The organism is Streptococcus sp. A11 (genome assembly GCF_043674225.1).
GTDB classification, from domain to species: Bacteria; Bacillota; Bacilli; order Lactobacillales; family Streptococcaceae; genus Streptococcus; species Streptococcus suis_V.
This window is the reverse complement of record NZ_JBIMJS010000002.1, coordinates 95,863-120,283: the sequence shown is the minus strand read 5'-3', so window position 1 is coordinate 120,283 and position 24,421 is coordinate 95,863. Positions and strand designations below refer to the sequence as shown.

The 24,421-nt window shown below is 41.2% G+C and carries 26 protein-coding genes; all 26 read left to right on the top strand.

What is annotated here, in order from left to right:
• The first annotated feature begins 1 nt into the window (after nucleotide 1).
• The 26 genes from ACHBIF_RS01950 to ACHBIF_RS01825 all read left to right on the top strand — a co-directional run bounded on the left by ACHBIF_RS01950 (nucleotide 2) and on the right by ACHBIF_RS01825 (nucleotide 24,406).
• Nucleotides 2–1,207 (top strand): phage major capsid protein, encoded by a 1,206-nt coding sequence (locus ACHBIF_RS01950; RefSeq protein ID WP_394718302.1) that lies wholly within the window; start codon nucleotides 2–4, stop codon nucleotides 1,205–1,207.
• 2 nt (nucleotides 1,208–1,209) lie between these two features.
• Entirely contained in the window at nucleotides 1,210–1,467 is a 258-nt protein-coding gene (locus tag ACHBIF_RS01945) for a head-tail connector protein (protein WP_394718300.1), read from the top strand.
• Complete coding sequence (locus ACHBIF_RS01940; protein WP_394718413.1) at nucleotides 1,467–1,805, top strand: head-tail adaptor protein; 339 nt, start codon at nucleotides 1,467–1,469, stop codon at nucleotides 1,803–1,805. The genes ACHBIF_RS01945 and ACHBIF_RS01940 overlap by 1 nt, the downstream gene beginning before the upstream one ends.
• Nucleotides 1,798–2,166: an HK97 gp10 family phage protein gene (locus ACHBIF_RS01935; protein ID WP_394718298.1), complete on the top strand. Its 369-nt coding sequence runs from the start codon at nucleotides 1,798–1,800 to the stop codon at nucleotides 2,164–2,166. The genes ACHBIF_RS01940 and ACHBIF_RS01935 overlap by 8 nt, the downstream gene beginning before the upstream one ends.
• Nucleotides 2,167–2,172: 6 nt before the next feature.
• On the top strand, nucleotides 2,173–2,499 hold the full coding sequence (locus ACHBIF_RS01930) for a hypothetical protein (protein WP_394718296.1): 327 nt from the start codon (nucleotides 2,173–2,175) through the stop codon (nucleotides 2,497–2,499).
• A gap of 1 nt (nucleotide 2,500) precedes the next feature.
• Nucleotides 2,501–3,070, top strand: a complete 570-nt coding sequence (locus ACHBIF_RS01925) for a major tail protein (protein WP_018374763.1) — start codon at nucleotides 2,501–2,503, stop codon at nucleotides 3,068–3,070.
• Between the two features lie 11 nt (nucleotides 3,071–3,081).
• Nucleotides 3,082–3,501 carry a hypothetical protein gene (locus tag ACHBIF_RS01920; protein WP_394718294.1) on the top strand — a complete coding sequence of 140 codons (420 nt, stop codon included), beginning with the start codon at nucleotides 3,082–3,084 and terminating at the stop codon, nucleotides 3,499–3,501.
• A gap of 182 nt (nucleotides 3,502–3,683) precedes the next feature.
• Nucleotides 3,684–6,542 (top strand): phage tail tape measure protein, encoded by a 2,859-nt coding sequence (locus ACHBIF_RS01915; RefSeq protein ID WP_394718292.1) that lies wholly within the window; start codon nucleotides 3,684–3,686, stop codon nucleotides 6,540–6,542.
• On the top strand, nucleotides 6,539–7,261 hold the full coding sequence (locus ACHBIF_RS01910; protein ID WP_394718290.1) for a phage tail protein: 723 nt from the start codon (nucleotides 6,539–6,541) through the stop codon (nucleotides 7,259–7,261). The genes ACHBIF_RS01915 and ACHBIF_RS01910 overlap by 4 nt, the downstream gene beginning before the upstream one ends.
• A 1-nt stretch (nucleotide 7,262) precedes the next feature.
• Complete coding sequence (locus ACHBIF_RS01905) at nucleotides 7,263–11,744, top strand: phage tail spike protein (RefSeq protein ID WP_394718288.1); 4,482 nt, start codon at nucleotides 7,263–7,265, stop codon at nucleotides 11,742–11,744.
• A 12-nt stretch (nucleotides 11,745–11,756) separates the two neighbouring features.
• Nucleotides 11,757–11,963, top strand: coding sequence for a hypothetical protein (locus ACHBIF_RS01900; protein WP_024412681.1), 207 nt, complete (start codon nucleotides 11,757–11,759; stop codon nucleotides 11,961–11,963).
• Between the two features lie 5 nt (nucleotides 11,964–11,968).
• The gene (locus ACHBIF_RS01895; RefSeq protein WP_024412680.1) at nucleotides 11,969–12,337 is read left to right on the top strand and encodes a hypothetical protein; all 369 of its coding nucleotides are present in this window, start codon (nucleotides 11,969–11,971) and stop codon (nucleotides 12,335–12,337) included.
• Nucleotides 12,315–12,710, top strand: a complete 396-nt coding sequence (locus tag ACHBIF_RS01890) for a holin family protein (RefSeq protein ID WP_014636353.1) — start codon at nucleotides 12,315–12,317, stop codon at nucleotides 12,708–12,710. Before ACHBIF_RS01895 ends, ACHBIF_RS01890 begins: the two co-directional genes overlap by 23 nt.
• A 6-nt stretch (nucleotides 12,711–12,716) precedes the next feature.
• Nucleotides 12,717–14,186, top strand: a complete 1,470-nt coding sequence (locus tag ACHBIF_RS01885) for a LysM peptidoglycan-binding domain-containing protein (protein WP_024412679.1) — start codon at nucleotides 12,717–12,719, stop codon at nucleotides 14,184–14,186.
• 223 nt (nucleotides 14,187–14,409) lie between these two features.
• The gene (locus ACHBIF_RS01880; RefSeq protein WP_394718285.1) at nucleotides 14,410–15,651 is read left to right on the top strand and encodes a recombinase family protein; all 1,242 of its coding nucleotides are present in this window, start codon (nucleotides 14,410–14,412) and stop codon (nucleotides 15,649–15,651) included.
• On the top strand, nucleotides 15,614–16,906 hold the full coding sequence (locus ACHBIF_RS01875) for a recombinase family protein (RefSeq protein ID WP_394718411.1): 1,293 nt from the start codon (nucleotides 15,614–15,616) through the stop codon (nucleotides 16,904–16,906). Before ACHBIF_RS01880 ends, ACHBIF_RS01875 begins: the two co-directional genes overlap by 38 nt.
• A 107-nt stretch (nucleotides 16,907–17,013) precedes the next feature.
• Nucleotides 17,014–17,565: a GNAT family N-acetyltransferase gene (locus tag ACHBIF_RS01870; protein WP_394718283.1), complete on the top strand. Its 552-nt coding sequence runs from the start codon at nucleotides 17,014–17,016 to the stop codon at nucleotides 17,563–17,565.
• A gap of 330 nt (nucleotides 17,566–17,895) precedes the next feature.
• Nucleotides 17,896–18,069 carry a hypothetical protein gene (locus ACHBIF_RS01865; RefSeq protein WP_394718281.1) on the top strand — a complete coding sequence of 58 codons (174 nt, stop codon included), beginning with the start codon at nucleotides 17,896–17,898 and terminating at the stop codon, nucleotides 18,067–18,069.
• A complete protein-coding gene (locus ACHBIF_RS01860) occupies nucleotides 18,066–18,884 on the top strand; it encodes a replication initiator protein A (protein WP_394718279.1) in 819 nt (272 codons plus the stop codon). The genes ACHBIF_RS01865 and ACHBIF_RS01860 overlap by 4 nt, the downstream gene beginning before the upstream one ends.
• A gap of 149 nt (nucleotides 18,885–19,033) precedes the next feature.
• Entirely contained in the window at nucleotides 19,034–20,389 is a 1,356-nt protein-coding gene (gene dcm, locus ACHBIF_RS01855) for a DNA (cytosine-5-)-methyltransferase (RefSeq protein WP_044981094.1), read from the top strand.
• Nucleotides 20,373–20,801 (top strand): hypothetical protein, encoded by a 429-nt coding sequence (locus ACHBIF_RS01850; protein WP_044981095.1) that lies wholly within the window; start codon nucleotides 20,373–20,375, stop codon nucleotides 20,799–20,801. Before dcm ends, ACHBIF_RS01850 begins: the two co-directional genes overlap by 17 nt.
• A gap of 10 nt (nucleotides 20,802–20,811) precedes the next feature.
• On the top strand, nucleotides 20,812–21,195 hold the full coding sequence (locus tag ACHBIF_RS01845) for a hypothetical protein (protein ID WP_394718276.1): 384 nt from the start codon (nucleotides 20,812–20,814) through the stop codon (nucleotides 21,193–21,195).
• 8 nt (nucleotides 21,196–21,203) lie between these two features.
• Nucleotides 21,204–21,437 carry a hypothetical protein gene (locus ACHBIF_RS01840; RefSeq protein WP_001005709.1) on the top strand — a complete coding sequence of 78 codons (234 nt, stop codon included), beginning with the start codon at nucleotides 21,204–21,206 and terminating at the stop codon, nucleotides 21,435–21,437.
• Nucleotides 21,438–21,439: 2 nt separating this feature from the next.
• A complete protein-coding gene (locus tag ACHBIF_RS01835; protein ID WP_394718272.1) occupies nucleotides 21,440–22,024 on the top strand; it encodes a CPBP family intramembrane glutamic endopeptidase in 585 nt (194 codons plus the stop codon).
• A 76-nt stretch (nucleotides 22,025–22,100) separates the two neighbouring features.
• Nucleotides 22,101–22,589 (top strand): hypothetical protein, encoded by a 489-nt coding sequence (locus ACHBIF_RS01830; protein WP_394718270.1) that lies wholly within the window; start codon nucleotides 22,101–22,103, stop codon nucleotides 22,587–22,589.
• Complete coding sequence (locus ACHBIF_RS01825) at nucleotides 22,589–24,406, top strand: VirD4-like conjugal transfer protein, CD1115 family (protein WP_394718268.1); 1,818 nt, start codon at nucleotides 22,589–22,591, stop codon at nucleotides 24,404–24,406. The genes ACHBIF_RS01830 and ACHBIF_RS01825 overlap by 1 nt, the downstream gene beginning before the upstream one ends.
• The last annotated feature ends 15 nt before the right edge of the window (nucleotides 24,407–24,421 follow it).

Genomic DNA, 24,421 nt, shown 5'->3' with positions numbered 1-24,421 from the left:
GATGTCTAAATTACTTGAATTGAAAGAAAAACGTAACCTAGCTTGGCAACAAGCAAAAACCTTCCTTGATTCTGTTCGCTCAGAAGATGGACTGGTATCAGAGGAGGATTCTAAACGCTATGATGACATGGAAGCAAAAATCAACCTCTACAATCAAGAGATTGCCCGGTTGGAGCGACAAGAAAAGATTGACCTTGAACTTTCTCAACCAGCCTCACAGGCTCTAATTGGGCAGCCCACTACAGTTCTGAATGACAAGACTACTGAAGAGGAAAAGAAGGGTGTGGCTTCAGATAGCTATGCCAAGACATTTTGGACAAGTGTTCGTAAACGTCACTTCTTTGATGTCAAAGATGTCCTTCGAGTTGGGGAAGATACCGAAGGTGGTCATCTGGTTCCTGATGAGTATGAGAAGAAACTAGTTCAAGGATTACAAGAAGAGAATTTCTTCCGCAGCCTTGCGACTGTTATCAAAACATCTAGTGGTGAGCGAAAGATTCCTGTTGTGACTGGACATGGTTCGGCCTCATGGATGGATGAAAATGGTCTCTATCCTGAAACAGAAGAAACCTTTGGTCAGGTGACTCTAGACTCTCATAAGATTGGGACTGCTATTCGTATTTCAGAAGAGTTACTTAACGATTCAGTCTTTGACCTTGAGTCCTATATGACAGCTGAATTTGCTCGTCGTATTGGAACGGAAGAAGAAAAGGCATTCTTGATTGGCGATGGTTCTAAGAAACCGACAGGTATCTTTACTCAGGCAGAAGTTACAGGTCCAACGACTGCTACAAAGGATATTACCTTTGATGACATGATTGAACTGTATCATTCTTTACCAGCACCATATCGTAAGAACGCAGTTTGGATTTTACATGATACGACTGTCAAAGCTATCCGTAAACTCAAGGACAACAACGGTAATTACATTTGGCAGCCATCCACTCAAGTTGGACAACCAGATTTGATTCTAAATCGTCCATACTATACATCAACCTTTGCCCCACTTCCTGAAGCAGGAAACAAGGCCATTGCATTTGGTGATTTCTCATATTATTGGATTGCGGACCGTCAGGGACGCACCTTCAAACGTCTGAACGAACTCTATGCCAATAATGGACAGATTGGTTTTCTTGCTTCACAACGTGTTGATGGCAAGTTAGTCTTACCTGAAGCCGTGAAGACACTAACAGTAAAGGCTAAGTAGTCATGGTTAGTTTAGCAGAAGCAAAACAGTATCTCAAAGTGGAACACGATGATGAGGATGGACTGATTGAGCAGTTGCTTGAAACCAGTCAACAACTCTGCGAAGATATTTTGCGACAATCAATTTATTCAGACGTTCTAAAGACGGCAATCCTTTATGGGGTTGCCTATCTTTATGAACACAGAGAAGCTGCCAATCATAAGGAGTTGAAAGAGACTCTCTATCATTTGCTGTTGGCTGAACGAAAGGATGTGTTTTGATGAAGATTGCACCTTTGAGGGAACGATTGTCGTTTCATGGTCGACAGATTGTTCAAGATGAGATTGGTAATGAAACTTCGACATGGATACCTTTATTTGAACGGTGGTGCTCTTGTCGTCCTCTCACCTTGACCGAAAGGGATGGGAGTGTGACGAAACTGGAACAAGAGAAAGTCCAGTTCACCCTCAGGTATGATAAGGCAATTCTTGGACTTCATTCCTTAACGACTCACATTCAATTTCGTGGTCAAACCTATGAGATTGAGTCGATTGATGGAGATACAGTGCCAAGGCAACTGATTTACATCGTTGCCATTAAGGAGGAGAGTAATGACTAAAATTGGACTGGATGCACTAGAAACTGCCATCGCAAATGAGCTGGCTGAGTATGTGCAGGATACCACAGAGGTGATGCGTGAAGTTGTGGAGGAAGTCACTCAGGAATCTATTGAAACCTTGAAAGCAACGTCACCTAGAAAGAGTGGTTCCTATGCCAAAGGGTGGAAGAGTAAAGCAACGGTTGATATCAGTACAGGTCTAACTAAAACCATTCATAATCGAACGCCAGGCCTGACACATCTATTAGAAAATGGTCATGCCAAAAGCTCTGGTGGGCGAGTTGAGGGGATAAAGCATATCGCTCCCGTTGAGAAACAAGCGATACAATCCTTAGAAGAAAAGCTGAGAAAGCGAGTGTGATATGACATGTTATTGAGCGAATTGTACGCCATTCTCAAAGAATTACAGCTCCCAGTCGCCTACCATCATTTTGAAGAAGGGAGTCATCCAAGACCACCGTATCTAGTATATTTGGTGACTGATTCAGATAATCATGGTGCAGACAATTGGACCTATCATAAGCAGAATAACCTGCAAGTGGAACTCTATACCACTAAGAAAGATTTAACAACTGAACAAAAGGTGGAGTCATTATTTGACAGCCACCTTATATATTTTGAAAAAATAGAGACCTATATCTCATCTGATAAACTCTACCAAATAACCTATTACATCACATTACATGGAGGATAGTATGGCTGAAAAGAATAAGGTCACCTTTGGACTACAAGATGTCCATTGGGCAGAAGTTACAAGCGAAGGTTCTGATGGTACGTTGACATACGGCAATGTAGAACGTCTTCGTGGTGCGGCAGAATTAACCCTTGAACCAACAGGAGACAAGGGTTCTTATAAGGCAGACAATATCAATTTTTATACAACGGAGTCAAACGATGGTTATGAAGGAACGCTAAAAGTTGCTCTTCTAACGCAGGAATTTTTGACTCGAGTCCTTGGAGAACAGTTGGATGCGACGACAAATACCATCTCAGAAATCGCAAACAGCGAGAAGAAAAATTTTGCGTTGATGTTCCGTTTTGAAGGGGATAAGAAAGAAACATTACACGTTTTGTATTATTGTTACGCATCTCGTCCGACTGTTGGTTCAAAAACCAAGTCTGGTTCAGATATCAATGAGGTAGAGTTGACCTTTACTGCCAGCCCTCGCCCACTTGATAAGGTTGTACGTCGACGAACAACAGAGGAAACGAGCGATGAGATTCGTGAAAATTGGTTCAAGGCAGTTTTTGAACCTCGTAAGTAAGGGAGATGTCCATGAGAGAAAGTATTACCATAGCAGGCACAACCTACGAGTTAGCAACCAATGCCTACACTCCAATCGCCTATAAAGAGCAGTTTGGCAAGGACTATTTCCAAGATCTCTTTTCTATGGTCAATAGTCAAGCTATCTTGGATAAGCTAGACCAGCTGGATGAAGGGGAAGAACTCAAGGCAAGTCAGGTTGATGTGTCTATTTTATCTGACTTTGATATGACTTTTTTCCATCGTCTTTTTTGGGTTTTTGCCAAATCTGCCAATCCTCGTGTGAAACCTTTTGTGGATTTCTTCATGGAATTGGAGGAATTTCCAGTGCAGGAAGTAGCCCCTGTCTTGATGAATATGTTGAACCAAGGGATGTCAACCAGAAAAAAGCAGATGAAACAGAAACAGCGAGTGAAGAAATCTTCACAGTAGAGAGTTATTTCTCCTGTTGTAAGGAGACTGGTCTGACCATTGACGATTTAAAACATATCTCTATTGGGATGGCACTTGACTACCAAACGGACTATGTGGAGATGCGTACTCGAGAAACTTCTCAGACACGCCGAGCAACTCAAGCTGATTTTGATAATTTCTGATGGTAGAAAGGAGGGATTATGGCTGGAAACATAAAGGGAATTACGATTGAAATTGGTGGCGATACCCAACCCTTACAAGATGCACTTAAGGGTGTAAACAAACAAGCATCTGAAGCTACCAAAGAATTAAGACAGATTGATAAGGCTCTCAAGTTTGATACAGGCAATGTCACCCTCCTTACTCAAAAGCAGGAAGTATTAGCTAAACAAGTTGAAACAACTCGAGAAAAGCTAGCAACATTAAGGCAAGCACAGGATCAGGTTGAGGCTCAGTTTAAGGCTGGGGATATTGGGGCAGACCAGTACCGTGCCTTTCAACGTGAGGTGGAAACTACTCAAAGACTGCTGACGTCCTATGAAACTAAGTTAGCTGATGTGTCATCAACACTTGAGAATCACGGTCTAGCCAGTAGTTCAGCGGCTCAACAATTAGATAAACTCCAAGTGGAGCAGGGGCAGTTAGCAAGTGAGATGAACAAGGTCACGTCTCAATTTGAGTTACAAGAAAGTGCTTTGTCATCCAATAGTTCCGAAGCAGAACGCAATGCCATAGCCCAACAAAAGATTGGAGCTCAGTCAGAAATTGTTTCTAAACAAATTTCCAATCTCGAAAAGCAACTAGCCTTGACACAGAGTGAATATGGTGAGAATTCCATTGAAGCCAATAAGATGGAAGCTGAGTTGAACCAAGCAAAGACCGCTCTCAATAACCTGAACAACGAGATGGATGAGACCAAATCCTCTGCTGATGGTGCTCAAGATGGCATGAAAGCCATGTCTGACACCATTCGGGCTGAGGCACTTCAAGCGACCAGTGAGAAGCTAGCAGACATCTCTCAGAAAATCTTCGAAGTCGGAACAGAGTCCATGTCTGCGGCAGCGCAACTTCAAGCCAGCAATGCCCAATTCTCTACCGTCTTTGGAGATATGGAGAATGCTGCTAAGGATGCTCTCAATAAGATTGGGGAAGAGATGGACATTGTTCCAGAGCGTCTTCAAGGCTCCTTCACTCAGATGGCTTCCTTTGCCAAAACCTCTGGGATGGATACGGCTCAGGCTTTGGATCTGACCACTCGTGCCACCAGAGCAGCGGCTGATGGGGCAGCATTTTACGACAAATCCATCGAAGAAGTCACCGAAAACCTGCAGTCCTTCCTCAAAGGAAACTATGAAAATGACGCAGCTCTAGGTATTTCTGCAACAGAAACCACTCGTAATGCAGCGGCGAACAAGCTCTATGGAAAGTCCTTCAATGAACTATCAGAAGCTCAGAAGCAGTTAACCCTCCTTCAAATGGTAGAGGACGGCAATGAACTCTCTGGAGCCTTGGGACAAGCTGCAAGGGAATCAGACGGACTGGAAAACGTTCTGGGCAACTTAAGACAGTCTGGAACTAATGCTCTAGCAGCAATCGGTCAACCGATTCTGGAGATGCTTATTCCAGTCTTTCAAAGTTTGGCAGACATTGTTAGTCAACTAGCGACTTGGTTTACCAACTTATCCAGTCCCATCAAGGAAGTCGTCATTATCTTCACAGGTATTTTAGCTGTGGTAGGGATGTTACTTCCTGTTTTCTTGGGCTTACAGGTTGCGGCAGCCGCTATGGGGACAACCGTTGTTGGAATGATAACGGCATTTTTGCCGATTGTGGGGATTATTGTTGGTATTGTAGCCGCCATTACCTTACTGATTGTTGGGTTAAAAGAACTCTGGATGAACCACGAAGGCTTTCGAACGACAGTGATGGAAATCTGGCATAGTATCTATGCCTTTCTGACTATGATCATCCAGCAGATTTCTAGTTTTGTTATGTCCATCTGGGGAACCCTAACCACATGGTGGAGTGAAAACCAACAACTGATTCTTGATGCTGCAAACACAGTATGGAATGCCATTTCATCTGTCATCACTACTGTAATGACAATTCTTGGACCATTGATTCAAGCTAGTTGGGAAAATATCAAACTCATTATCACAACCGCATGGGAGATGATAAAGATTGTGGTTGAGACTGCCATCAATGTGGTGCTTGGTATCATTAAGGCAGTCATGCAGGTTATCACTGGTGATTGGACTGGAGCGTGGGAAACCATTAAACAAGTCCTAGCTACGGCTTGGGAGGGAATAAAGTCCCTGATTTCATTAGCTTTAAACTTCATCGCCCAGTACATCATAACTGCTTGGACAGGTATCAAAAATACCATTGCAAACTTACTGTCCGCCATTAGTTCAGTTGTTTTTTCCGTCTGGACAGCAATCCAATCGACCATATCCAGTATTTTATCTAACATCGGCTCAACAGTCTCCAATATTTGGAACAGTATCCGAAACACGGTCTCTAGTGTCTTGAATGGCATTTCAAGCACGGTGTCATCCGTTTGGAATGGTGTCAAGAATACCATTTCCAATGCCATCAATGGGGCAAAAGATGCCGTGAGTAACGCTATCAATGCCATCAAAAATCTCTTTAACTTCCAAATTCGCTGGCCGCATATCCCCCTCCCTCACTTTAGGGTGTCTGGGTCTGCCAATCCACTCGATTGGTTGAAGGGTGGAATCCCAAGAATCTCCATTGATTGGTATGCCAAAGGAGGAATTTTAACCAAACCAACCGCATTTGGTGTAAACGGCAATAGCCTAATGGTAGGGGGTGAGGCTGGAAAAGAAGCAGTCTTGCCTTTGAATGAACAAACATTGGGGGCAATTGGTCGAGGAATCGCAAAGACCATGACAAGCAATCTACCAACCATTCACATTACCATTACTGGAAACACGGTAAGGGAAGAGACTGACCTTCATCGACTTGCGGAGATGGTTGGAGAGAAATTAGTGTATGAATTAGAACGTCAGCAAGGATTGAGAGGAGTGAAACCATGATTAGACATAATGCATTAACCATTGGTGGGGTGTCCACGGCTAGTTTTCCTTTTAAGGTAATCGTGGAAGATAGCCCTTCTATCACAGTTAGTGAAAGTAAGACGCAATTGATAGAACACCAAGGTCTGTCAGGTGCGGTTCTTCAAACCAATCCTCGCAGAAGTGTCATGGAACTGAGCTATACACTCTATCTTGTTAAACCTAGTGAAGAACAGTTGTTTTCCTTTTTGAAGCTATTTTTGAAAGAAGAATTTTGGCTTGAGAACGCTAGTTTCAAGACCATACGCTTTTGGTGTTACAAGGTTCACCATACTCCAGTTCAAAAGGATAAGCTGGGGGTGTATGAGCTTAAGGTTACCTTTTCTTGTCACCCAACCAAGTGGTTCAAAACGACAACCTCGCAGGTGTTTAGAACCAGTGGTGTTTTGCGATGTCAAGGTTCAGCCATCGCTTTTCCAAAGATTACCATAAGTGGCAACTCGACTAGTGAAACTAGCTTTACAATTGGGGAAGATGTCATCCGCTTGGAGCGATTACAAGAAACACTCATTATGGATAATAATCCTAGTCAGCCAAGTTTTAAGACACAAAGAGGTCAGCCTGTAAAATGGTCTGGTGATTTTCTTTCTATAGATGCAGGTAGGAATGACTCAGTTGGAGTTGTCTTAGGTGCTGGCATCACATCATTAACAATAGAAATTAATTGGGGGTGGGCATAGAGTGCTATCATTATTAGACAAAACGGTTCGAACGGCAAAATGGCATGGGAAACCACTCCCAGAGACCATAAAAGCAAGCGTTAAAGAAACCTTGAATGGGGATTTTGTCCTGAATTTTACCTATCCAATCACAGACAGCGGTCTATTTCGAGAGCTAAAAGAGGACTACCTCGTTCGTAGTCCAGTTCCAGTATTGGGACACCAGTTGTTTCGGATAAAGAAAGTAATCGAAGGAGACACCAGTCTTGAAGTTGTGGCCTATCACATATCAGATGACATCATGACTAGGTTGGTATCTCCATTTAGGTGTGAACAGGTAACCTGTGCAACAGCTCTATCAAGCATGGTCATGGCAAGCAAGTCTCCACTGGGAGATTTTTCTTTTACCAGTGACATTGTCAAGAACAGAACCTATACAACAGACAAGGAACAGACGCTGTACTCCAGCCTGATGGATGGTAAACATTCTATTCTTGGAACTTGGGAGGGTGAACTGGTTCGTGATAACCTTGCCCTAACTATAAAGGGTGAGCGGGGACAAGACCGTGGGGTAGTCATCTCTACTCACTACAATTTGAAGAAGTATCAACGAACCAAAGAAAGTACACAGATTATCACTCGTATCCATGCCACTTCAAGCTTTAAACAAGAGGGGCAGGATAGGGAAACTGTACTTCAAGTCACAGTAGACAGTCCGTTGATAAACTCCTATCCTTTCATCAATGAAGTAACCTATACCAATAATAATCTCAAAACTCGACAGGAGTTAATAGAGTGGGCTAGTAGCAAGTTTCGCTTAGAGGGAATTGATAAACCAAAAGATGCCATCATCATTGAGGCATTTGAGTTAGACGGTCAAACAGTTCATCTAGGCGATACAGTGACTTTAAAAAGCAAGTTACACGGCATTGATGTGAAGAAGAAAGCCATCGCCTATGATTATGATCCTCTAGCTAAGAATTACCGCTCTATCACTTTTGATGATAAGGCAAGTATCGGAACAAGTAAAACTGGCGATAGCTTGACTACCTTAGCAAATAATCTCATTGATGGGAATAAGCGTAGTGAGGATGTTGCCGTTGAAATTGCCCTTGAGAATGCCAATAGAGCCTTTGATGCAGAATTTGAGAAACGTCAAGTAGCCATTGATAATGCAATCCTTCAGGCTCAAAGTCATGGGGAGGTCTATGCGGATCGATTAAAGGCTAGCATTGATAGTGAGCTTTCTTCTATTCACCAACAGATGCTGCAACAAGAAGAGGAACAGCAACGCACAACTCGTGATTTATTGGCAAAGGCTGGGGTAAATACCAACCTAGCCACAGAAGCCAAACAAAAGGCAGTACAGGCTCAAACTGGGGCAACTGAAGCTCTCAGAAGGGCAGAACAAGCCAAGCTCGATGCGATTCAAGAAGCTAACCGCTTGACTTCGACGGAGCGTAGTCAAACAGAGTTAAAAATTGCGACAGCAAAATCACAAGCTATCTCTGAGGCGAGTCGATTGGTTGATGTAGCAAAATCACTGATAGGTGGACAGTTGGCAACTGTCACTACCAATCTCACACAAACCAAGGAGGATATAAAACTACTTGCGAGTAAGCAACTGGTGGATGGTCTGACTGGTCGAGTAATTAGTGCAGAATCCATGATTCAAACGCAAGCAGACCAAATTTCCCAGCGTGTTAAGACTAGCGATTTTAACCAAGCAAAACAGAGAATCGAAACTGCAGAGTCAACGATTACGCAATTGGGGAATCGGATAACAACTGAGATTCGAGAGACCGTAGCTAAGATTCCAGTTGATTTTGGTGGTCGAAATTACATACTAAAAAGTGATACTTATATTACATCCGGGAGTAAGTTTCTAGATAGTGCTTCGGACTTTATCGACTATGCTCAGGCAGGAAAGTTTGTGACGATCAGCGTTGATATCAAGGGGGAAAATCTGTCGCCTGATGAAAGAGGACAGTCTAGGATAGGATGCGAGCTACGCTTGACTTTATCCAATGGCAATCCTCTCTATCTAAACTGCTATAAAGTTGTTTCAGCAACCCAACCTCGCGAGCGAATATACCGAACGGTTCGTATTCCTGATGGTGTATCGGTTGTTAGTGTAGCAAAGCTCAATCTTTTTGTGCAAGTCAGAGGAAATGCCTTAGCTGGAAGACCAAAGTTTGAACTTTCTTCTATGCCTACTGACTGGTCACCTGCTCCTGAAGACTTAATCACAGATCTCAGTCAAACCAGAACACTAATTACTCAGACAGCTGAGGGCCAAACTCAGCTGTCTACAAAGCTTACTCATACTGAGAATAAAATGATGAATGCTGAAACCCAAATCAGGCAATTGTTGGGTGATGTGGCTAGTAAAGTATCTAAAATGGACTATGACAATCTCAAGAGTACAGTTGAGAATCATACGACAAGTATTAATCAAACGACCCAGTCCATTTTACTTAAAGCTGACAAGACCTTTGTGGACGGTGTGAAATCTACGGCAGAAGCAGCCCTTTCAAAAGCAACTAGCAATGCGACAATGATTAGTCAGACCAAGTCTGAGCTAACTATTGCCAATGATGCCATCTCACAGAAAGTCGCAAAGACGGATTTTAATAATTTGAGCGGTCGAGTAGCAAGTGCGGAAACCACTATCCGAACACAGGCTGGGCAAATCGAACAACGACTGACGAGTACGCAAGTTGAATCTGCAATTAACTCAAAAGGCTACCAAACCAAGTCACAGGTCGATTCAAATATTATGGGTCGTGGCTATCTAACCAGCAGTTCTCTCCAGCCCTATGCGACGACAACTAGTGTGCAGAATTTGGTTAGAACCACCTATGATAGTTTTACCCAGCGAATCAGTCAAACGGAAAGCAGAATCCCTACCTCAGTTTCGCATCGCAACTTAATAGCTGGTACTTCAGACAGATGGAGTGCTTATCAGACGATAAATACCAATAGTAACTGGATAGCCTCTTTAGGAAGAGTGCAATTTGGGGATAGTAGTGGAATTTATGTTGGATCAAAAGTTCATTTATATGTTCATGTCTCAGCGGATGAGATTACCTTTGACCCCGCTGTAACGTCTCGTACTATGAAACTTCAAGGTCCAATCTTGGATAGTCAAAATGCCTGGACATGGACCAACTGGAATTTGTATCACCCTTTCTATAATAAATGGAGTAGCAATCTGACAACGGGTAACAACTATCGCTTGATAAAACTGACCGCCACCGTCACTCAAGAGATGTACCAACACTCTAAAGGATTTGAACTTCAAGTCAGAGTTGATGGGGTTAAAACTGGTAAGTTCCATGTGAGAGCCTTAATGGTATCAACTGGTGATATTTTTCCAGACTACTGGACACCGTCATTAGACGACTTTACGACGGTAACCGCCTTTCATGAAGTGCGGGATACTGTAAGTAGTCATACTCGAACAATTGGAGATCACACCAATCAAATCAGTCAGGTTGTCCAAACGGCTAATGGGATTGTGACACGAGTGGGCAATCTAGAAACAAGTCGAGCGACAACGGCGGCAGTTAATGCCATTCAAACTCAGGTTTCAACACTTGCAGGGGCGTGGTCGGTTCGAAATCTGACCAGTGCAGGAACAGTCCTGAGTCAGCTCAATCTCAATAAGGATGGCACAGTCAAGATTGATGGAAAACTCGTCCAAATTACAGGCACAACCTATATCCAAGATGGAGTAATTGCGAGCGGTAAGATTGCCAGTCTTGATGCAGGAAAGATTACGACAGGTATTATCTCTGCAGCTCGAATTGGAGCAGAAGCAATCACTGCGGATAAGTTAAAGGTTGACCAAGCTTTCTTTACCAAGTTTATGGCAACAGAAGCCTATCTTAAGCAGTTATTTGCCAAATCAGCCTTTATAACCCAAGTGCAGTCAGTAACACTATCTGCCAACAACATTTCTGGTGGTATCTTGTCAGCAATCAACGGAGCCATGAAAATCAATCTGTCACTTGGAAACATCAAGTTCTTTACAAACTCTCCATCCATTTCTCGTGAGGTTAGTGGTTATCCTCACCAGTGGGTTTCATTTGAAACAGGTACCTCAAACGGCAAGCCATGTGGTGTAACCATTATCGGTTCCAATCGATGGAACAACTGGAATGCCAATGACGGTGGCTTTGTAGGGATTAGAGCATGGAACGGTACTGATACTGACCAAATTGATGTGGTAGGTGATAAAGTACGTTTAGCTAGTGCTCCATATACCAATCCAGATGGGTGGGAGATTGTAACGTTGCCTAACCGACTGAGTATTGATGCTTTTAAAGCATCTGACCGACCAAGTTCTATTTTGAATATCGGAGATATCCGCATCTATCGAGATGGGACAACCTATGTCAGCTTGAAAGACGTACTTCATCAATTCAATCACAATTTTAAACACTTAGTAAACATCACAGGTCGAGGTGACGTCATCTTGACATGGGATACGATTAAATAAAGGAGTTCACAGATGAATCTAGAACAAATCAACCAATCATTAAAATTAACCATCCAGGAGCTTGTCTCCAAGCTATCTGATGAGATTACCGCTAAGAACCTCATTGCCATCCAATTGGTGGAAAGGGATGAGGAACTTAGCCTATTGCGTAAAGAAAAACAGGAATTGACTGAGCTATTAGAAGTTCAGACAAAACCTGAAGAAAGGAAAGGAGAATAGTTATCATGGCACTTCTCAATATTGACAAAGTAACAGAACCATTTGATTTGGAGACAGCTCTCGCTTACATGCGTAAGAATGGAGAGTTCATTCGTTGTAAGACAGCAGAGCAGGATTTTTACATGTATCTTGAAGAAGTAAGGCGACCTGCCATTAAAAATGGAAGGCGGCAGTTGGTTACAACAGAAACAGTTTGGGCGTTTAATCAGTGGGGTAGTACCACATTAACTCTGAATCTTTCTGATTTATTTCATGAATGTTTTTATCTGATGCGGTTTGATGAGAACGGTCAACCGGATTGGTCAGACCCTACCATTGTGCAGGAAGGCCCAGTAGAAAGTGAGGTGACCGATGAAGGAACTGTTAACTCTTAATAAGATTTTATTTTCCATGATTGGAGGCTTGATTGGTAGTCTATTTGGAGAGTTGGATGGTATCTTATATGCCCTACTTGTCTTCATTATTATTGACTATCTAACAGGAATTTTTGCGGCAGTTGTAGAGAAACAATTGTCAAGTAGTATCGGTTTTCGTGGCATCTTTAAAAAGATAGCCATTTTATTTTTAGTTTCACTAGGTCATCTGATTGATACTGCAATCATCAAGCAGGGTGGAACAATTCGAACCATGGTCATTTTCTTTTATCTCAGTAATGAGGGGTTAAGTATTCTAGAAAATACCGTTCGAATTGGTTTACCAATACCTGAGAAACTACAAGCAATCTTAAAACAAATCAACGAGAGGTGAGAAGATATGGGAAAACATCTAGTCATTTGTGGTCATGGCCAAGGGCGAACAAGCTATGATCCTGGAGCAGTGAATGCCAAACTAGGTATCACAGAAGCAGGAAAGGTTCGAGAATTAGCCAAGTTAATGTCTAAGTACAGTGGACAGCGAATTGATTTTATTACCGAACAAAATGTTTATGATTATCGGAGTATTACTAGTATTGGTAAGGGATACGACTCGATTACTGAATTGCACTTCAATGCCTTTAATGGAAGTGCTAAAGGTACAGAAGTCTTGATTCAATCTTCCTTAGAAGCAGATAAGGAAGATATGGCTATCCTGTCTCTCCTTTCACACTATTTCCAAAATCGTGGCATTAAGAAGGTAGATTGGCTATATAATGCCAATCAAGCAGCAAGTCGTGGATACACCTATCGTTTGGTGGAGATTGCTTTCATCGATAATGAACAAGATATGGCGATTTTTGAGAACAAGAAAGAGGATATTGCGAGAGGTCTTGTGTCAGCAATAACAGGAGTTGAGGTCAAGACCATAGTTCCCTCGACACCCAGTTCAACCGTTGGGAGTTCAGGAACTCCTTCAAAACCAGTCTATCTTGTTGGTGATAGTCTTAGGGTGTTGCCTCATGCGACTCATTATCAGACTGGTCAGAAAATCGCCAACTGGGTCAAGGGGCGCACCTACAAAATCCTTCAAGTGAAGAATATTCACCAGTCCAACAGTAAGAGAGCTTATCTACTTGATGGAATCAAGTCATGGGTGCTTGAGCAGGATGTAGAAGGAACAACTAAAGGCCATAGTGAGCAGACCTATCAAGCACAGAAAGGCGATACGTATTATGGAATCGCTCGGAAGTTTGGTTTAACAGTAGATGCCCTACTTGCGGTGAATGGTTTGAAGAAGTCGGATATCCTGAAAGTTGGGCAAACACTCAAGGTTAACACAGCTTCAAGGACAACAACCGCTATTCCAACCAGTGTTGCCAGTCGTGTGGTTGCGTCAGCATTATCCAAGGTCGGTCAAAAGGTGACCGTTCCATCTAACCCTTATGGTGGACAGTGTGTTGCCTTGGTGGATAAGATTGTTCAAGAGCTTACGGACAAGAATATGTCCTATACAAATGCCATTGATTGTTTGAAGAAAGCAAAATCAAATGGTTTCCAAGTAATCTACGATGCTTGGGGTGTGAATCCTAAAGCAGGTGATTTTTATGTCATTGAGACAGATGGTTTGGTCTATGGGCATATTGGTGTCTGTGTGACAGATTCTGACGGAAAAAGTATTGATGGTGTGGAACAGAATATTGATGGATATTCTGACTATAATAAGAACGGTATCAATGACCAATTAGAAATTGGTGGCGGTGGAATTACTCGTCGTGTGAAACGGCAATGGATGGCGGATGGCTCACTCTACGATTCTACTGGAACAGTTAAACTCGGTAAAGTTGTAGGTTGGTTTAGAATATCATAATTAAGTCTTAAGCCTGGTGGGAACATCAGGCTTTATTTTTTTGCTTTTTTTTTCAATAAGTGCGGAAAAATTACTCCCAAACCTACCTAGTAAGGTAGGAGGAATATTTGTATTCCATGAACTTTGGCATAAATTTATCAGGTCGAATTAGTTTGTCTGATAACTTGACTTATTTTCCCTTTAGAGTGATATATAGTGTGCCATTACATAGGAAGGAGAGTAAATGTCCGTAAAAAAGATTAGAGTCAATAAACAAAAGCACAAGCAGAGGATCTGTGCCTACATTCGAGTTTCGACGACTAATGGAAGTCAGTTAGAATCGTTAGAAAATCAGAAACATTATTTTGAAAACCTGTATTCCAATAGAGACGATATTGATTTTACGGGTGTTTATCATGACAGAGGTATATCTGGTTCTAAGGATAATCGTCCAAATTTTCAAGCCATGATTGAAAATTGTCGTAAAGGTATGATTGATATTATTCATACCAAGTCAATTGCTCGATTTGCTAGAAACACGGTTACAGTTCTTGAAATTAGTCGTGAACTGAAGGCAATAGGAGTAGACATTTTCTTTGAGGAACAAAACATTCATACCCTTTCTAGTGAAGGGGAAGTGATGCTTTCAGTATTAGCTAGTATTGCTGAGGACGAGTTGAGGAGTATGAGTGGCAATCAACGTTGGGCATTTCAAAAGAAGTTTCAACGAGGAGAGCTAGTCATTAACACCAAGCGATTCTTAGGATATGATATAGACGAGAATGGTGAGTTGATTATCAATCCAGAAGAAGCTTTGATAGTCAGAAAAATATTTGCACTTTACCTTGAAGGGTATGGTACTCATCGTATTGCCAAACTGTTAAATGAAAAGGGAGTTGCGACGGTTACAGGTGCTAAATGGCATGACACCACAATCCGTCAAATGTTAAGCAATGAAAAATACAACGGTTCGGTCTTATTGCAGAAGTATTTTCACGATGGTGTGAATGGTCCTAAAAAAATTAATCAGGGGGAACTCGAACAATACCTGATAGAGGATAATCATGAAGCTATTATTTCAATGGAAGATTGGCAAGCAGTCCAGGTAAAACTAAACAGTAGAAGATGGCAACAAGGTAGAAACAAAACCTATAAATTTACGGGGTTATTAAAGTGTCAGCATTGTGGTTCGACTCTAAAGAGACAAGTTTCTTACAAGAAAAAAATTGTTTGGTGCTGTTCCAAATACATTAAGGAAGGAAAAGCAGCTTGTCAAGGGATGCGTGTGCCAGAAGTAGATATCTCAAATTGGACAGTAACCTCGCCAGTAAAAGTGATAGAAAGGGATAGAGATGGGGAAAAGTATTACAGTTATTCCGGCCAAGAAAGTGCAGACCAGCGTTCAACATCAGGTCAGAAAGAAAGTCAATGTAGCCGCATATTGCCGAGTGTCCACCGACCAAGACGAACAGCTATCAAGTTATGAAAACCAAGTTAATTATTACCGAGATTATATCTCCAAACACGAGGACTATGAGTTAGTTGACATCTATGCGGATGAGGGCATCTCAGCAACCAATACCAAAAAACGTGATGCCTTTAACCGCTTGATACAAGATTGTAGGGCTGGTAAGGTGGATAGGATTTTGGTCAAGTCAATCAGTCGCTTTGCCAGAAACACCCTAGACTGCATTAAGTACGTCCGTGAGTTGAAGGAACTTGGGGTGGGGGTAACTTTTGAGAAGGAGAATATTGATAGCCTAGATTCGAAAGGTGAGGTTCTGTTGACGATACTTTCTTCCTTGGCACAGGATGAGTCACGTTCCATATCAGAGAATGCGACTTGGGGGATTCGTAAGAAGTTTGAACGTGGTGAAGTTCGTGTGAATACCACTAAGTTCATGGGTTATGACAAGGATGAGAATGGTAGACTTATCATCAATCCAGAGCAAGCAGAAACTGTCAAATTTATCTACGAGAAATTCTTAGAGGGGTATAGTCCTGAGTCCATAGCTAAATATTTGAATGACAATGAAATACCTGGTTGGACTGGAAAGGCTAACTGGTATCCAAGTGCTATACAGAAAATGCTTCAAAATGAAAAGTATAAAGGTGATGCCCTATTGCAAAAGACTTTTACGGTTGATTTTTTGACTAAGAAACGAGTTCAAAATGACGGTCAGGTTGACCAGTACTATGTAGAAAATAGCCATGAAGCTATTATTGACAAAGACATTTGGGAATTAGTACAGTTGGAATTGGCAAGGAGGAAAGCCTACCGAGAGGAGCATCAGCTCAAGTCCTATATCATGCAAAATGACGATAACCCTTTTACAACTAAGGTGTTCTGTAAAGAATGTGGTTCAGCCTTTGGTCGAAAGAACTGGACCACCAGTCGAGGTAAACGCAAGGTTTGGCAATGTAACAATCGATATAGGGTCAAAGGACAGATTGGCTGTCAGAATAACCATATTGATGAAGAAACGTTAGAGAAAGCCGTAGTAATGGCTGTAGAACTATTGAGTGAGAACGTGGATCTGTTGCATGGGAAGTGGAATAAGATTATAGAAGAAAATCGTCCGCTAGAAAAGCATTATAGTACAAAGTTGGCTGATATAATAAACAAGCCATCCTGGGAATTCGATTCGTATGAGATGTGTCAGGCATTGGATAATATTACAATTTCAGAAGATGGACAGATAAGTGTAAAATTCTTAGAGGGGACTGAGGTAGATTTGTAAGTGACTGTGGCCGAAAGGTTACGTTTTTTTGTTTTTAGTGATATAATAAGTTGTTCTACTATCGCGTGAAATAACCTAATAAAGGCTGATTATGGAGGATAAATGCAATGAAATTAAAAACGGATCGATTAAGTATTCGCCCCTTTGTTGAAAATGATATAGAGGATACCTATGAGATTTATTCAGATGAAAATGTTTGTAAATATTTGCTTGAAGATAAATGGAATCAAACTGATAAAGATAAGGAATTTAATAAGAAAATTAATAATAATGTACTTTGTCAGGGTTCCTCTTTAAGTTTAGCTGTTTTACTAAATGAAAAGGTAATCGGAGATATATCAGTTTGGTATACAAATATGAAGCAAACAGTTGAAATTGGATTTGTTTTCAATCCAAAATTTTCCAAGAAAGGGTATGCTATGGAATCTGTAAAAGCAGTTATTTTTGAGCTGTTTGGGAAATATAACATTCACAGGATTCAAGCAAATTTAGACTCTAGAAACACAGCATCAGCAAATTTATGTAATAATCTTGGCATGAGGAAGGAAGCGCATTTTATTAAAGATTATTGGAATAAAGGTGAGTGGACGGATAGTTATGTATATGGAATGTTAAAAAATGATATACCGAATAACGATAAAGAACAAAGACTTTATTAGAATAGTTTCGTTCAAAAGTATAATCAAAAATCTGACCAACTTTATTTCGTTCCATAATATAGGTAAGACCTATCAGCACACGTGGAGTGCGTAGTGTTGCTACAACGAAGCAAAGGGTAAAAATCCTTTATTTTAAGCACTTTTTCAAACATTTTGTCTTTATTGAAAAGAGTGATTTTGACATAAAAAAGGTTCAAAAAAAGTACATTGATGTGAACGTCTGTTTGGATGTCGACTGCGTAGACAAAAAATAGATACGTCATAAAATATAATAGTTTAGCGAGAACAATTTAATAAGTGTTCTCGCTTTTTTAATTTCAGGAGGAATTCATGAAAAAGAAGGAACAATCATCGCGTCAAATGGTGATGTGTCATCTCGTGGCTATCTTGGGAGTTGATGTTGAGAAAGCAACTCAGCTAATTGATGAAATGGAACAAGTAGGTATAATCCGATTTGATGAATTTGGAAATGTTGGAATATTAGTCTTGGGGGGACAATCATGAAACGTATTACCGCTAATCAATATCAGACATCAGAGCGATATTATAAACTCCCTAAAGTTTTGTTTGAGAGTGAACGGTATAAAGACATGAAGCTGGAGGTTAAGGTAGCCTACGCGGTTTTAAAAGATCGGTTGGAGTTATCTTTGAGTAAAGGTTGGATTGATGAAGATGGGGCTATTTACTTGATTTATTCCAATTCAAATCTGATGGCACTTTTAGGCTGTTCAAAGTCAAAATTACTCTCTATCAAGAAAACCTTACGTGAATATGGCTTAATTGATGAAGTCCAACAGTCCTCTAGTGAAAAAGGTCGAATGGCAAATAAGATTTACTTGGGGGAATTAGAACATGAACCTACCCCAGTCTTAGATTCAAACGGGGCTAGTGTTAAAAAAATACTAGGGGGGTCTCAAAAAAAGACGGGGCCGGTCTTAAATTCAGCCCCTAGTGAGACTGAAGGAAGTGAGACTAAATATAGTGAAACTAAAAGGAGTGATTTCCTTATTGAGGACGAGGAGGAGAGGCAGCTAGTAGATGACAAACAAGGAGAAAACTTTACTCCAAAAGTAGATGATGTGACTAAGTACGATCGAGACTATATTTGGGGTTTGGTTCATGACCAGTTAAGACAGACAGGTCTATCTCAGTCGGCTAGTGACTATGCCATGATCTATTTCGGTGATCGTTATCAGTACGCATTGGAACATATGAGATTTGCTCGGTCAGCAGAAGTGATAGCTGAATATGTGTTTAATGGAGTGCTGTCAGAATGGACCAAGCAACTGAGACGACAAGAAGTAAAGGGAGGTGATTAAGATGATTTGGTGGATACTAGGTGGAATCTATCTGATTTCTATCATCATTTTGATTGTTGAAATCATCCGAGCACCAGAAATGGATGATTATATATAGGCAAGAGTTTTACAAATCGTAAGGCTCTTTTTTACTTGGAAAGAGAGGAAAAATGAAATTTTTAGATTTATTTGCTGGGATAGGCGGTTTTAGGCTAGGAATGGAATCACAGGGTCATAAATGCCTGGGCTTTTGTGAAATTGATAAGTTCGCTAGAACATCTTATAAAGCCATGTTTAACACAGAAGGGGAAATAGAATATCATGACATTAAAGAGGTCACAGACCATGACTTTAGACAATTTAGAGGGCAAGTGGACATCATCTGCGGGGGATTTCCTTGCCAAGCATTTTCACTCGCAGGCAGACGATTGGGATTTGAAGATACTCGAGGGACTCTCTTTTTTGAGATTGCTCGAGCGGCCAAACAAATCCAACCACGTTTTCTATTTTTGGAAAACGTCAAAGGCCTACTCAATCACGACGAGGGACGGACGTTCGCCACAATCCTCTCCACGTTGGATGAATTGGGGTATGATGTCGAATGGCAGGTGCTTAACAGTAAGGACTTCCAAGTCCCGCAAAACAGAGAGCGGGTCTTTATTATCGGACATTCTAGAAGATACCGTCCCAGATTCATATTTCCTCTCAGAAGAGAAAACAGCCCAGCTCATCTTGAAAGGCTAGGAAATATCAATCCCTCTAAACGTGGTTTGAATGGTGAAGTCTATCTGACGAGTGGACTTGCTCCTACACTAACAAGAGGTAAAGGAGAGGGAGCTAAAATCGCCATTCCAGTCTTAACACCAGATAGACTAGAAAAACGGCAACATGGTCGTCGACTTAAGGACAATCAAGACCCTATGTTTACTTTGACAAGTCAAGACAGACACGGAGTTGTTGTCGCAGGAAATCTGCCGACTAGCTTTGACCAGACTGGAAGAGTATTCGACACTTCTGGCTTGTCACCGACTTTGACCACCATGCAAGGTGGAGACAAGGTGCCAAAGATTTTGCTGAGGGAGGAGCTGCCATTTCTGAAAATCAAGGAAGCCACAAAAACAGGGTACGCAAAGGCAACTCTTGGAGACTCTGTCAATCTGGCTTATCCAGACTCAACCAAACGTAGGGGACGTGTGGGAAAGGGAATATCCAATACTCTGACGACTTCAGACAATATGGGAGTGGTGGTTGCTGCTTTGGAATATCGACAGGATAAGTGGTATGAAGTCACAGGCATTGTCTTAGAGGGGAAACTTTATCGCCTGAGAATAAGACGACTGACACCAAGAGAGTGTTTCAGACTTCAAGGCTTTCCTGACTGGGCTTATGAAAGAGCAGAGGGGGTTTCTAGTAAGAGCCAACTATACAAACAGGCCGGCAATAGTGTGACTGTCACAGTTATTGAAGCCATTGCGAGAGAACTTATAAGAATGGAAGAGGAAGAAAAACATGAACCTACTACATAAGAAAAGTATCCTAGATTGTACTGAATTAGAGGAACGTATTCACCAAGTTGAAACCAATCAGTTATTACAAAAGATACTGTCGCTCCCCAATTTTGATTGTGACTTTGAGGTGACTTTTGAAGATGATTACCACAAAGAGATGAATGATCCCCTATTCTACGAATCCAATCTTCATCGGATTTCGGATTTTATGGAAACTAGGGATATTAAAAATGGTGTAGATACACTATTGACGAAAGACAATCACCTGGCCTTTCGTGCCTTTGGTGAAAATTATTCTGCTAGGGGAAAGGAAGGCATTTTAACGACTTTGGTGACGGTCAAGTGCTTTAGTGAAGGACGGATGCCTATTGATATGAGTCGCTATTTCTCAACTCCCGAACCAACAGTTGAAAATAGCCTAACCCTATAAGGAGGAGCCTATGCTTGAGGTATATCTAGGAAATAATGCCAATACAAATCAAGATTTACTAACTATTTTGACGACCTATGGTGTGACTTATCGTTGTATAAATGCGTGTGATGTAAACCGTGAAATCTTACTGTCACTCTTTGCCAAAACCACGGATTGTTTTGAGTTGCTGTCGCCACGATTTCTTCGCTTTAAACGTCAATATTCGATAAGTTTGAATGAGATGATTCAGCTCATTCTACAAAAGCCAGACCAAAACCTTCGTTTGCCTCTCATTGTCTGCCAGAATCATGTCTATCCAGCTATTGGGTTAGATGAGGTGCGAACCTTTCTTCCCAGACAGGTAAAAGAAGAGTTGTTTCAGGCCAGCTTGATGAAACAAGTGACAGAGTAGGTGTGAAGATGAATGAACGATTTTGGGACAATTTAGAAATCATTCTGGCAGAAAAAGAACTCACTTGGGCAGAACTAGCTCGCAAAGTATTCAAAGGTCAATATGTTTATCCAAGTGAGTTTAATCGCCTCTATCAAAAATTACGGCATTACAAATCCAATCGTCTAATGCCACAAACAAGATGGGTTGAGCGAATTGTTTTGGTATTAGATATTGATTATGAAGATTTATTCAAGAGGTGACAATGATAAGGATAGTGATGTTTTATCTAGCCATACAGCTTAACGGTCTTCTGGTGAGTTTATACCTGAAAGAGTATCTGACAATAGAGGGTATAGTCTTGCTACAATTGGTCCTATTAAGTGTGACTTGCTTAGAGATTGCCCGTCATAAAACTGTTCGAGCAAAAAATATGACCATACAAAATCGCCTAAGATGGTTGCTTCTTGGTTTTGTGGTTATGGTTGCTTTTGCTGCCTTCATTAGTTTTCTATTTCCAGTTCAGACTAGGAATCAATCGGTACTAGTTGAAGTAGGAAAGCAGGTTCCTCCTATTATCTTTTTATTATTTCTAGTGAATGCAAGTGTCCTTGAAGAGGTAGTTTATAGGCAACTGCTGTGGGAAAAATTGACATCCCCTTTTGTACAAATAGGAGTGACCAGTTTTCTCTTTGCTCTAGCCCATGGTCCTATTCAGTTAGGGAGTTGGCTCATCTATAACTGTCTTGGCTTGACCCTGGCTGTTGTTCGATTGAAAACAGATTGTATGACGGCAATCGCCTTACATTTACTTTGGAATAGTTTGGTTTATGTCTTGACCTTCTTGTGATACCAAAATCAAGAGTGCTTCCGTATTATGGAAGCACCTTATGTTTGATAGGGAATCCAAAGAAGAGGAGGTCACCATGTCATCTGAACAACAAGAGCGTCAAGCAATGCAATACGTAGAAAGAAGTAGTTTATTGACAGTCAGAACCCTCTTAAAGCTCTTAGAATGGTCGGCTAGACAAGCTTTAGCTCAAGATTCAGCTTATAAGATTGGAGTTCAAAAACTGGAAGAACTCCTTCAAAGCCCTTACGCCATTGAAGGGATTAATGTTAGTAAAGACATTTTAGATAAGCCAATTGATGTGGAGAAATTCAAGGAGTTGATGGAGTCAGAAAAACTGCCAATCGCTATTAGTTGGCAAAAAGACTATCTCTACTTTTATGCCAAGGACAAGACCTTGCTTGATCATCACTTAGATGAATTGTTGAAGAAACTGATGTCTAATCCAGAAAAGTTACAAGGGCTAACTTTTGATAAAACATTGGATCAAGAGATAGAACTGGCTAAAGAGAAAATTAGAGTGACAGAACCTTCGGCAGTCAAGACCAAGGAGGTGACCTTGTAATGTATTCCAGGCAAAAAGCATTTGTCTTTGGCCTCTTGGGTCTCGCCTTTGGCTATTTCTGCCATCGTCTAACCCTGCTCTATGATAGTTTAACCAATGCCCCACCTATGGAACGTTTTGCCTACCTCTTAGGAGAGGGGCTAAATCAAGTCTTCAATCCTTTATGGCTTTTTACTTTTACTCAAAAGTCTCTTCTTGCCTTTGTCCTTGGGGTTCTATCGATGACACTAGTCTATCTTTATGTATCGACAGGACAGAAGGTCTATCGAGAAGGGGAAGAATACGGTTCTGCACGATTTGGAACCAGTAAGGAAAAGCGGTTCTTTTATAGCAAGAATCCTTTCAACGACACGATTTTGGCTCGTGATGTTCGTCTAACCTTGTTGGAAAAGAAGAAGCCCCAGTTTGACCGAAATAAAAATTTGATTGTCATTGGGGGTTCTGGGGCAGGTAAGACCTTTCGCTTTGTGAAACCCAACCTTATCCAGCTTAACTGTTCCAATATTGTCGTGGATCCTAAAGACCATTTGGCTGAGAAGACAGGTAAACTCTTTTTGGAAAACGGTTATCAGGTCAAGGTTTTAGATCTGGTTAATATGACCAATTCAGACGGTTTTAATCCTTTTCGTTATGTAGAAACAGAGAATGATTTGAACCGCATGTTAACGGTCTATTTTAATAATACCAAAGGAAATGGTTCTCGTAGTGATCCATTTTGGGATGAGGCTTCCATGACATTGGTGAGAGCGATTGCCTCCTATTTGGTGGATTTTTACAATCCTCCAGGAAGTTCCAAGCAAGAGCAGGAAGCAAGACGTAAGCGTGGCCGTTATCCAGCCTTTTCAGAGATTGGGAAACTCATCAAACACTTATCAAAGGGAGACAATCAGGAAAAAAGTGTTCTTGAAGTCCTGTTTGAAGATTATGCTAAAAAATACGGTCACGAAAACTTTACTATGCGAAATTGGGCGGATTTCCAAAACTACAAGGACAAGACCTTGGATTCGGTGATTGCGGTCACAACAGCTAAATTTGCCCTTTTTAATATTCAATCGGTGATTGATTTAACGCATCGAGATACCCTGGATTTGAAAACATGGGGAACGCAGAAAACTATGGTCTATCTTGTTATTCCAGACAATGATACGACCTTTCGTTTCCTATCTGCTTTATTTTTCTCTACGGTTTTCTCCACTTTGACCAGACAGGCTGATGTTGACTTTAAAGGGCAACTACCGATTCATGTTAGAAGCTATCTGGATGAGTTTGCGAATGTCGGAGAAATCCCAGACTTTGCCGAACAAACCTCAACAGTTCGCTCTAGGAACATGAGTTTAGTTCCAATCTTGCAAAATATTGCCCAACTCCAAGGACTTTATAAGGAAAAAGAAGCTTGGAAAACTATTCTGGGGAACTGTGATAGCCTCCTCTATTTGGGTGGAAATGACGAGGAAACTTTCAAATTCATGAGTGGTCTTCTAGGTAAACAAACTGTTGATGTCAGAAGCACCAGTCGTTCTTTTGGGCAGACGGGTTCAAGTTCGACCTCTCACCAGAAAATTGCCCGTGACTTGATGACGGCTGATGAAGTCGGGAATATGAAACGAGATGAGTGCCTCGTACGCATTGCAGGAGTGCCAGTATTTAGATCAAAGAAATATTTTCCACTCAAACATAAGAATTGGAAATGGCTTGCAGATAAGGAATCTGATGAACGCTGGTGGCACTACCACATCAATCCCCTAATCACTGAGGAAGAGATAGATTTGTCAGGCCATACAATAAGGGATTTAAGCACAGAAACGTCACTACATTAATAGAAATGAGGAAAA